At 58.8% G+C, this 9,436-nt stretch carries 11 protein-coding genes; 8 read left to right on the top strand and 3 right to left on the bottom strand.

Going from position 1 to position 9,436, the window contains the following annotated elements:
• Positions 1-869 precede the first annotated feature (869 nt).
• The 8 genes from rpmH (at position 870) to CFAEC_RS13445 (ending at position 6,414) form a co-directional block, all read left to right on the top strand.
• On the top strand, positions 870-1,013 hold the full coding sequence (gene rpmH, locus CFAEC_RS13480; protein ID WP_290277635.1) for a 50S ribosomal protein L34: 144 nt from the start codon (positions 870-872) through the stop codon (positions 1,011-1,013).
• 28 nt (positions 1,014-1,041) lie between these two features.
• Entirely contained in the window at positions 1,042-1,443 is a 402-nt protein-coding gene (rnpA, locus tag CFAEC_RS13475; RefSeq protein WP_290277633.1) for a ribonuclease P protein component, read from the top strand.
• 13 nt (positions 1,444-1,456) lie between these two features.
• The gene (gene yidD, locus CFAEC_RS13470) at positions 1,457-1,723 is read left to right on the top strand and encodes a membrane protein insertion efficiency factor YidD (protein ID WP_290277631.1); all 267 of its coding nucleotides are present in this window, start codon (positions 1,457-1,459) and stop codon (positions 1,721-1,723) included.
• Between the two features lie 58 nt (positions 1,724-1,781).
• Positions 1,782-2,735: a membrane protein insertase YidC gene (gene yidC, locus CFAEC_RS13465; RefSeq protein WP_290277629.1), complete on the top strand. Its 954-nt coding sequence runs from the start codon at positions 1,782-1,784 to the stop codon at positions 2,733-2,735.
• A gap of 118 nt (positions 2,736-2,853) precedes the next feature.
• Positions 2,854-3,477, top strand: coding sequence for a 16S rRNA (guanine(527)-N(7))-methyltransferase RsmG (gene rsmG / locus CFAEC_RS13460; RefSeq protein WP_290279947.1), 624 nt, complete (start codon positions 2,854-2,856; stop codon positions 3,475-3,477).
• Positions 3,478-3,590: 113 nt separating this feature from the next.
• Complete coding sequence (locus CFAEC_RS13455) at positions 3,591-4,523, top strand: ParA family protein (RefSeq protein ID WP_290277628.1); 933 nt, start codon at positions 3,591-3,593, stop codon at positions 4,521-4,523.
• 54 nt (positions 4,524-4,577) lie between these two features.
• Complete coding sequence (locus CFAEC_RS13450; RefSeq protein ID WP_290277626.1) at positions 4,578-5,723, top strand: ParB/RepB/Spo0J family partition protein; 1,146 nt, start codon at positions 4,578-4,580, stop codon at positions 5,721-5,723.
• Between the two features lie 22 nt (positions 5,724-5,745).
• The gene (locus CFAEC_RS13445) at positions 5,746-6,414 is read left to right on the top strand and encodes a hypothetical protein (protein ID WP_290279945.1); all 669 of its coding nucleotides are present in this window, start codon (positions 5,746-5,748) and stop codon (positions 6,412-6,414) included.
• A 14-nt stretch (positions 6,415-6,428) separates the two neighbouring features.
• Here the strand turns inward: CFAEC_RS13445 and CFAEC_RS13440 are convergent, their stop codons facing one another.
• The 3 genes from CFAEC_RS13440 to trxB form a co-directional block, all read right to left on the bottom strand.
• Positions 6,429-7,616 carry an N-acetylmuramoyl-L-alanine amidase gene (locus CFAEC_RS13440; RefSeq protein WP_290277624.1) on the bottom strand — a complete coding sequence of 396 codons (1,188 nt, stop codon included), beginning with the start codon at positions 7,614-7,616 and terminating at the stop codon, positions 6,429-6,431.
• Between the two features lie 97 nt (positions 7,617-7,713).
• Entirely contained in the window at positions 7,714-8,037 is a 324-nt protein-coding gene (gene trxA / locus CFAEC_RS13435; RefSeq protein ID WP_290277623.1) for a thioredoxin, read from the bottom strand.
• Positions 8,038-8,300: 263 nt separating this feature from the next.
• On the bottom strand, positions 8,301-9,242 hold the full coding sequence (trxB, locus tag CFAEC_RS13430; RefSeq protein ID WP_290277621.1) for a thioredoxin-disulfide reductase: 942 nt from the start codon (positions 9,240-9,242) through the stop codon (positions 8,301-8,303).
• Between the last annotated feature and the right edge of the window lie 194 nt (positions 9,243-9,436).

Here is a 9,436-nt window from a genome sequence, read left to right as displayed (position 1 = left end):
TATTTAGGGTGTCTCCTTGTAACGAAACGTCTAGCTTTCCGCCTTTATGCTGGTTGCAAAAAGGTTAAATTCTGTTGTGGACTCAGGCGTCCGGGAGATGACAAGAATTCAAACTTTGTCCACGGGGTGACCCAGGGTGTTTCTACAGTGTCTTCCACACCCTGAAAGCGCTCTCACCATTGTCTCCACAAGGTTATCCACAGCTGTGGACAACTTTTCTCAAAATTACTTATCCACAGGATAGCGCATGGCCTGTGGAAATAATGCATTGTCTCGTAAACCGTTTCTACCTGGGTTTTTGTAATTTTAAACCGCAGGTATCAGCTGGGGTTTAAAAGTTATCCACAGGTGGAACTTTTCACAAGGTGTTGAAACAATGTGCTGTTTTCATTGTTACCCGCAGGTCAATCCCCCTGTCCAACCCCTGTGGAAACTCGCTTTCCGGGCTCAGGTGCCCACCTTGGCTGAGACGGCTCTGAAAAGCGTTTGGGCGGGCAATACACCCACTCACCAGCAGTTAATGCCACCTTTGTAATTTCAGGGGCACCCACTAAATGTGGCTAAGTCAATTTGTTTTTGCATGTCAAGTTGCCGTAAGCTGGCCTAGTCTGTCGCATCGTATGGGCTCGGTTATTAAACCTAATGACCGCGTCATCACGAATGTGCTTTGAGCGCAGCACTTTTACATGAAGTGCAGCAGTGGCTTCCTTTATCGGGGCTACACCTCAATTCGAATCATCCAAACTCTGTTGGGTGATCGTTCCCCGGAATCGGGCTGTTGCGAGGCCGTCACTGGCCATCATCGCAAGGGAGGTCCGTCGTACCGGTGTGTCCGGTGACCCGACAACAAAATATTAGGAGTGTTTAACGTGGCAAAGGGCAAGCGGACGTTCCAGCCGAACAACCGTCGTCGTGCACGTGTTCACGGCTTCCGTCTTCGTATGCGTACCCGCGCCGGTCGCGCAATCGTTGCGGCTCGTCGTCGCAAGGGTCGCCAGAAGCTGACTGCGTAGCAGCGTCAACAATTCAGGTGTTGCAACCTTGCTTCCTGCGCAGAATAAACTGAACTCATCCGTGCAATTCCGCACCACGATGAGGAAGGGTCGACGCTCCGGAAGTAAAACAGTGGTTGTGCATCTGTGGGATAGTGCCGAATCGTTGGATGGCACTGAAAGTTCAGGCGATGTCGCCTCTTTCGGTGGTCCACGGTTCGGCCTTATCGTTTCCAAGGCCGTCGGGAATGCGGTTGTTCGTCACCGCACCTCCCGGCGGCTTCGTCATGTGTGCGCCACCGTCGCGGCCGACTCACCTGAGCTCCTCTCCCCCACCCATCATGTGGTGATCCGGGCATTGGCCGGTGCGGGTGAGGCCACCTCGGCGGATTTGGAACGGGATATCCGACATGGATTGACAAAGGCCGGTCGTGCACGAACCGGTAAGTGATGATCCACTGGTCATGCCAGAACCCAGAGGGCCTGCTGCGAAGTTGCTTGCAGGTGCCGTTCGCGTCTACCAAAAATATTTGTCGGGCCTTAAGATGGGTTCCACCTGTCGCTTTGATCCCGTCTGTAGTACGTATGCATTGAAGGCAGTATCTGTGCATGGTGCCGGTAAGGGTGGCGTCTTGACTGCTGCCAGGTTGTCCAAGTGCGGGCCCTGGCATCCGGGAGGATATGACCCGGTGCCCAATCCCGGTTACTGGATCACCGAGACCGTCAAGTGAAAAGCATGGCGTCAAAAGTACATAATCTTTATTAACAACCGAGGAGTTTCGACTCAGAGTGCTCAACTTCATCTATTGGCCGATTTCGGCCATCCTGTGGTTCTGGCACCAGGCGTTCAGCCTTGTGCTGAGCCCTGATCTGGGAATCACATGGGCCCTGTCGATCATGTTCCTGACCTTCACCGTTCGTGTGGTTCTGGTCAAGCCTATGGTCAACACCATGCGTTCACAGCGCAAGATGCAGGACATGGCTCCGCGCATGCAGGAGATCCGCGAAAAGTATAAGAACGATCAGCAGAAGATGATGGAGGAAACCCGCAAACTCCAGAAGGAGGTGGGAGTCAATCCCATCGCGGGCTGTCTTCCGATGCTGGTCCAGATCCCGGTGTTCCTGGGTCTGTTCCACGTGCTGCGGTCCTTCAACCGTACCGGTGAGGGTTTCGGCCAGCTGGGTATGTCCATCGAGGAGAACCGCAACACCCCGAACTACATCTTCCCTGTGGATGAGGTTCAGTCCTTCCTGGATGCCCGTCTGTTTGGTGTGCCGCTGTCCTCCTTCATCACCATGCCCACGGAGGCCTTCCAGGCTTTCCAGCCGGTTGATTTCTCCCGCGTGGGCATCGCAGTGGTTGCCGCACCGATGATCCTCATCATCGTGGTGGCCACCCACATGAATGCCCGTCTGTCGGTCAACCGTCAGGAGGAGCGCAAGCGCAGCGGTAAGCAGGCTGCTCCGGCCAACGATCAGATGGCCATGCAGATGCAGATGATGAACAAGATGATGCTCTGGTTCATGCCAGCCACCATCCTGTTCACCGGTTTCATCTGGACCATCGGTCTGCTCATCTACATGATGTCCAACAACGTCTGGACCTTCTTCCAGCAGCGCTACATCTTCTCCAAGATGGATGCCGAGGAAGCTGCCGAAGAAGAGGTCAAGAAGGCCGCTAAGCGGTCGACCGCTCCAAAGCCGGGAGCCAAGCCGGTCAACCAGAAGAAGCGCAGGAAATAAGTTCCTTGCGTATCGCACCACAGCCACCGCCCAACGTCTGGTCGGTGGCTGTTGTCGTTATAGTTGTCTATAACAAACCAGGATCCCACCCAGTCCAAGGAGAATCTTTCCATTGACCATGCCACCAGCAGCCGCTGAACTTTTCGGGGACAACCTCGACAAGGCCATTGCCTATCACGAGTCCCTGGCCACCGACGGATCCATCCGTGGTTTCATCGGGCCCCGGGAGATTCCCCGCCTATGGGACCGCCACATCCTCAACTGTGGTGTCATCGGCGAGGCCATGGCGGAGGGAATCACCGTGGCCGATATCGGTTCCGGCGCCGGTCTGCCGGGCATCCCGCTGGCGATCGCCCGCCCTGATCTGCAGATCGTTCTCATCGAGCCGCTGCTGAAGCGTTCCGTCTACCTGGATGAAGTGGTGGAGCAGCTCGGTCTGGATAATGTCACCGTCATCCGTGGCCGCGCTGAGGAGAAGGTGGTGCGCAAGCAGGTGGGGCACGTGGATGTGGTCACCTCCCGTGCCGTGGCGCCGTTGGGGCGTCTTGCGGGTTGGTCCCTGCCCCTGGTGAAGGTCGGTGGCAGGATGATCGCCATGAAGGGCGCCAGCGTGGACGAGGAGATCGAACGCGACGCCAAGGCGATCCGCAACGCCGGTGGTGGTGACATCAAGGTGTACACGGTCGGCGAGACGCTGCTCAGCGAACCGACCACCCTGATTTCCATCAAACGGGAAAAATAACACACCTGTTTTCCCCATCATCCACAGTTGGGTCAGCTGTGGTGGAATGAACATGGCCCAACGCACTAATGTGGATGTGATGCCACTGAGAAGATAAGGGATGGTAGACGTCGATGGATGACAATACTTCGTGGGAAGACACACCTATTGCCCAGGCGGCACGCCGGGCGGCGCAGGTGATGACCCCCAACTCCCTTAAGCTGCCGAAACCGCCGCAGCCACGGTTGATTACCATCGCCAACCAGAAGGGCGGGGTGGGTAAAACCACCAGTACCGTGAACCTGGCGTCCTCCCTGGCCATCTATGGGCAGAAGGTGCTGGTGGTGGATCTGGATCCGCAGGGTAACGCCTCCACCGCACTGGGTGTGGAGCACCGCTCCGGAACCCTGTCGTCCTATGAACTTCTCATCGGTGAGTGCAGTGCTGATGAAGCCATGCAGAAGACCACCGCCCATGAGAATCTCTTCTGCATTCCGGCCACCCTCGATCTGGCCGGCGCGGAGATTGAACTGGTCAGTCTGGTGCGCCGCGAATACCGCCTGGCGGATGCGCTGGGCCTGGAGTTCATCAACAAGCACGAGTTTGATTATGTGCTCATTGACTGCCCGCCATCACTGGGCCTGCTCACCATCAACGCCATGACCGCCGTGACCGAGGTGCTCATCCCGATCCAGTGTGAGTACTACGCCCTGGAGGGTGTGGGGCAGCTGCTGAACAACATCACCATGCTGCGTCAGCACCTCAACCGTGATCTGCACATCTCCGCGATCCTGTTGACCATGTATGACGCCCGCACCAACCTGGCTGAACAGGTGGCCACCGAGGTCAATGAGCACTTCGGTGCGGTGGTGCTGGGCAACAAGATCCCCCGCTCGGTGAAGGTCTCCGAGGCTCCGGGGTATGGGCAGACCGTGATCAATTATGATCCGGGTTCCCGAGGCGCGATGGCCTACCTGGATGCCGCCAAGGAGCTGGCCACCCGTGGAGATTTCCTGCCTTCAGAGGATTCCGGTCCGGTGGGCGTAAAACCGGCCGATAAGCAGTAAACTTCTATAAATATCTACATTGTGTTGTGCGGTATGAAAGGTGCGTCCTAGAAGATGGCCCAGAACAAGAGTTCCGACAAGTCCCATGCGGAGAAGCGTAAGGGCGGTCTGGGGCGCGGTCTGGCCGCACTGATCCCATCCGGCCCGACAGATTCCCCAGGTCTCGGTGGTGGCGCGGCGGACATCATCCTCGGTGGTGCCGTGGGTGAACGCGCGCGTCGTCGCCCGGAGGCCGCACCACGCATCGGCATGCCGTCGATCCCCAAGCCGGATACACCAGCCCGCCCTGAGGGCCCGGTGGCCACACCTCAGCCCACCAGCCCGCCACCGTCGGCTGAGATTCCACAGCCAACCGTGCCGGTTGAGCAGGAGCCGGTGGATGGAACGTCGACAAGCGATTTTGGAGCCTCCTATCAGGAGATCCCGATCGATTCGATCGTGCCTAATCCGCAGCAGCCGAGGGCGGTTTTTGATACTGAGGCACTCGATGAACTGGTGCATTCGATCCGCGAATTCGGGCTCATGCAGCCGATCGTGGTGCGGCGGGCCGGTGAGGGTTTTGAACTCATCATGGGTGAGCGCCGCTGGCGTGCCTCCAGGCGTGCGGGGCTGGAGTTCATTCCCGCCATCGTGCGTGAAACCGATGATTCCGCGATGCTGCGCGATGCCCTGCTGGAAAATATCCACAGGGTGCAGCTCAACCCACTGGAAGAGGCCGCGGCCTATCAGCAGCTGCTGGAGGAGTTCGGGGTCACCCAGACTGAGCTGGCTGACAAGCTGGGCCGTTCCCGCCCGGTGATCACCAACATGATCCGTCTGCTGAATCTTCCTGTCAATGTGCAGACCAAGGTGGCGGCCGGTGTGCTGTCCGCCGGTCATGCCCGCGCGATCCTGGGTCTGAAGGCCGGCGAGGAGGCCCAGGACGCCCTGGCCACCCGCATCATCGCGGAAGGCCTGTCCGTGCGTGCCACCGAGGAGGTGGTGTTGCTGCAGAACCGTGGCGACGAGGACGCGAAGAAGCCACCGCGTGAAAAGGCACCCACCCCGGAGGTGTTCACCCGTGCCGCGGAATCGCTGGCTGACAACCTGGACACCAAGGTCTCGGTGATGATGGGCAAGCGTAAGGGCAGGCTTGTTGTCGAATTCGGCGACAAGGATGATTTCGAACGCATCATGGGCCTGATCCAGGGCCCTTCCTGATCCCCTCGAGAGGGTGACTGACATGCAGGCGTCATTGTTTCCCATCGCCCAGGACAATCTCTCACTGGTGCACCCACAGGCCAGACGGTCGGTGTTCTGGGAGCTTGAAGCTACAGCAGTGGCCGCGGTGGAGAAATCCGGCCATCCGGAATTTGAGAAGGAGGCGTGGCTGTCCACCACGCTTTTTGAGCAAAAGACCTGCGGTTATTCCATCGGTTATCTCAACCCGGACCCCATTCCCTCGGCGCCGGCGATCTCCACGGTGCTCTACTGCCTGCGCGACTACGCGCCCGGTGCCGCCACCCTGCCCACCGCACCGGTGTCTAAAGACGCCGCGTTGATCACCAGCCTCTTCATCGACGAGGTGTTTCGCGGAGTGGGCATGGAGGCGGTGCTTCTCGACGCCGCCCTCGTCGACCTCATCAAGATGGAGGTGCCGGCGGTTGAGGCCTTCGGTATCCGCGACTTGAAGATCAACGGTTCCATAGGCCTGGATCCAACAGTGCGGGAGATCGCCGCCCAACGCAACCGCATCGGATTGATCGAGGTGGAGATGCTGGAATCAGCCGGTTTTGAAGTGGTGGCTGACCACCCGGTGCTCCCGCGCCTGCGCATGGAGATGCCCCCACAGGACCCGCTGATGTCCGCCATGGAGGCACAGCTGCTGCTGGCCAGCGTGGAGGTGCACTAGCGGAGTGGGGGATCCTACTCTGTCTCGGACTTCAACAGCTCACTGAACTTGAAGGTGCCGGTCTTGGGCTGTTCATCCTCATCCAGCAGGTAGAGGCGTTTGACGGCCACCACGATGGCTTCGGCGATCTGATCGCGCATGGCCGGATCGGTGAGCGTGGCCAGATCCTGGGGGTTGGTGAGGTACCCGGTGACAATCTCCACGGTGGGCATCCGCGTGAGGCGGAGCATCTCCCAGGTGCGTGCATGGGAACCACAACCGGACAGCGGTGTGCGGGCGACGATCTCCTTCTGGATATAGGAGGACAGCGTCTCACCGGTCAGTGAGCTGGTGCCGGCCTCTGAACCGAAGTAGAAGGTGGCCACGCCATTGGCCTTGTCATTGGGGTAGGAATCGCACTGCAGGCTCAGGGTGAGGTCCGCACCGAAGGCGTTGGCGATGGAGGCCCTGTCCGCCGGGGTGGGGTCATCCATGTGGGGGCGGGACAGGATTGTCTCCACACCCGTGGCGATCATGCGGCCTTCCAGGCGGGTGGCCAGGTCCCAGAGGATCTCGGCTTCGCTGATCTCTCCGAAAGGTCCCTGGACGATCTGGCCCTTGTTGGCCCCACCGAGGGCGGGGTCAATGACCACACGCTTACCGGTGAGCCTCGGGCCGGCGTTGCGCACGCGTTCACGTTCGTGGATGGCATTGGCGGAGCCGCCCTTGATGCGCAGACCCAGGCGACCCAGGGCACGGATTGTGTCCGGTCCGCAGATGCCGTCGACCTGCATGCCGTAGTTGAGCTGATAATCCATCACCGCGCGGTGGGTGTGTTCACCGAAGCGGCCGTCAATGCGCTCGGTGTAGAACCCGAGTTCATGCAGGTGCGTCTGCACCTCCACCACATCATCGCCGACCAGGTGGTTGCCGGGCTGATAGGACAGGACGCGGGCGCCCAGGGTGTAGGAGGCTTCACGGAGTACCCGCAGGGTGAGTTGATCGATCTCACCGGAGGGGATGATGCCACGGGCCTGCTGGAACGCCTTGAGGTGGTTGCTCAGGACGTCGTCGAAGAAGGTGTCCTCCTCGTGGTATTTGCGGGACTCGGTCTTAGCCGACATATCCCGGGTATACCCTTCGATCACACCGAGTCGTGCGAGTGTATGGCGCACCTCGGCGACGCGTGGGCTACGTGCACCCACCCTCAAGACGTCTGACACCCTGGTCCTTTCACTGTTCACACTAGATCCCATGAGAACTGGGAGTTTTTCGCTGGTCGCATAAATCTATCTTAAATATATGAGGATAGATCGTTGGTTATAGGTGCTGTTCCAACTTTGCCACGATCTCAGCCTTCGGGCGCAGCCCCACGAACTCATCCACCTTCTGGCCGTTCTTGAAGATCAGGACAGAGGGGATGGACATGATCTGGAACATGGCGCCCAGGGTGCGCTCGGAGTCCACGTCAACGCTGGCCACGACGGCCTTGTCGCCGTACTCGCCAGCGATCTCCTCGATGATGGGGCTCAGCTTCTTGCAGGGGCCACACCATTCCGCCCAGAAGTCCACGATGACCGGCTTATCGGACTCGATGACAGTGGATTTGAAGTTCTGCTCGTTAACTGCGATTACATTACTCATGGTTGTTCCTTATGGCTTATATCGGGCGACATGGGATGTCATGGGGTGAGACGCGATTGCTCCCCGCAGGTTGTCAGTGCGGTGTCGCCTCAGGTTGAACGGAGATGGATTCTAGCGCCATGCAACCTTTCAACGCATTAGTAACTAGCGGTTGCTCCCAGGCTAACGGCCGATTCACATTATGGGTGTAGCGCCGGGCAACGAAACAGCAACAAGATGGCTGCATTTTGCCCAACGTCTAAACGAACTACTTAGATATTACTTTAGCCGAGGGCGGCGAGGTAATGTTCTGCATCGATCGCGGCCCGACATCCGGAACCCGCAGCGGTGATGGCCTGCTGGTAGTGGCTGTCCACCAGGTCACCCGCGGCGAACACGCCGGGGACATCGGTGCGGGTGGAGGGGTGCTCCACCACCACGTAGTTGGAATCATCCAATCCGACCTGGCCCAGGAGCATCTCAGAGCGTGGGTCATGACCGATGGCCACGAACATGGCGGTCACGTCGAGATCGGAGATATCACCGGTGACGGTGTCCTTCAACTTGAGGCCTGCCACCTTGCCGTCGGCCTCCACGACCTGCTCGACGGTCTTGTTGGTGACAAAACGGATCTTCTCATTCTGCTGTGCACGCTCAAGCATGATGGCGCTGGCACGGAAGTCATCGCGGCGGTGCACGATGGTGACGGTGCGGGCGAACTTGGTCAGGAAGGTGGCTTCCTCCATGGCGGAGTCACCACCACCGATGACGGCGATGTCCTGGTCGCGGAAGAAGAAACCATCGCAGGTGGCACAGGAGGAGACACCACGGCCGAGCAGTTCCTGCTCACCCTGGACACCGAGGTACCGCGGTGCGGAACCCATGGCCAGGATGACGGCACGTGCCTGGTATTCATCGTCGCCGACCCACACCTTCTTGATATCGCCGGTGAGATCAACGCGGTCAACCAGTTCCATGTGCATCTCGGTACCGAAACGTTCGGCCTGCGCGCGCATGTTCTCCATGAGCTCAGGACCCAGGATGCCCTTCTCAAAACCGGGGAAGTTCTCCACATCGGTGGTGGTCATGAGGGAACCGCCGAACTCATAACCCTCGAACATGATGGGGCTGAGATCAGCGCGTGCGGCATAAACGGCAGCCGTGTAACCGGCAGGACCGGAACCGATGATGGCAACATCGTGGATCTTGGACTGTTCTTCAGACATTGACTTCCTGTTTCCTTAAACGCGATTTTCATTCCCCGACGGTTGGAGAGCCAGCGGGGTGTGTGCTGAACACGTGACCACACATCATCCTAAAGTGTAGGTGGCCGGGAGCCAGCCACCATATTCAGTGACATCTGAGTAGTTCCTTCTTAGTCAACGCCCCAGCCACCGACAAAGGTTCCATAAGCGACTGC

Origin of the sequence: Corynebacterium faecale (genome assembly GCF_030408735.1) — a bacterium.
Classification (GTDB): domain Bacteria; phylum Actinomycetota; class Actinomycetes; order Mycobacteriales; family Mycobacteriaceae; genus Corynebacterium; species Corynebacterium faecale.
The sequence above is the reverse complement of the archived record's forward strand: the minus strand, read 5'-3'. Positions and strand labels throughout refer to the sequence as shown.

Excerpts from the sequence above, each read along its gene's own strand:
- yidD (WP_290277631.1), top strand. The coding sequence starts at position 1,457 with ATGCCAGAACCCAGAGGGCCTGCTGCGAAGTTGCTTGCAGGTGCCGTT.
- rsmG (WP_290279947.1), top strand. The coding sequence starts at position 2,854 with ATGCCACCAGCAGCCGCTGAACTTTTCGGGGACAACCTCGACAAGGCC.
- CFAEC_RS13455 (WP_290277628.1), top strand. The coding sequence starts at position 3,591 with ATGGATGACAATACTTCGTGGGAAGACACACCTATTGCCCAGGCGGCA.
- CFAEC_RS13450 (WP_290277626.1), top strand. The coding sequence starts at position 4,578 with ATGGCCCAGAACAAGAGTTCCGACAAGTCCCATGCGGAGAAGCGTAAG.
- CFAEC_RS13445 (WP_290279945.1), top strand. The coding sequence starts at position 5,746 with ATGCAGGCGTCATTGTTTCCCATCGCCCAGGACAATCTCTCACTGGTG.
- trxA (WP_290277623.1), bottom strand. The coding sequence starts at position 8,037 with ATGAGTAATGTAATCGCAGTTAACGAGCAGAACTTCAAATCCACTGTC.
- trxB (WP_290277621.1), bottom strand. The coding sequence starts at position 9,242 with ATGTCTGAAGAACAGTCCAAGATCCACGATGTTGCCATCATCGGTTCC.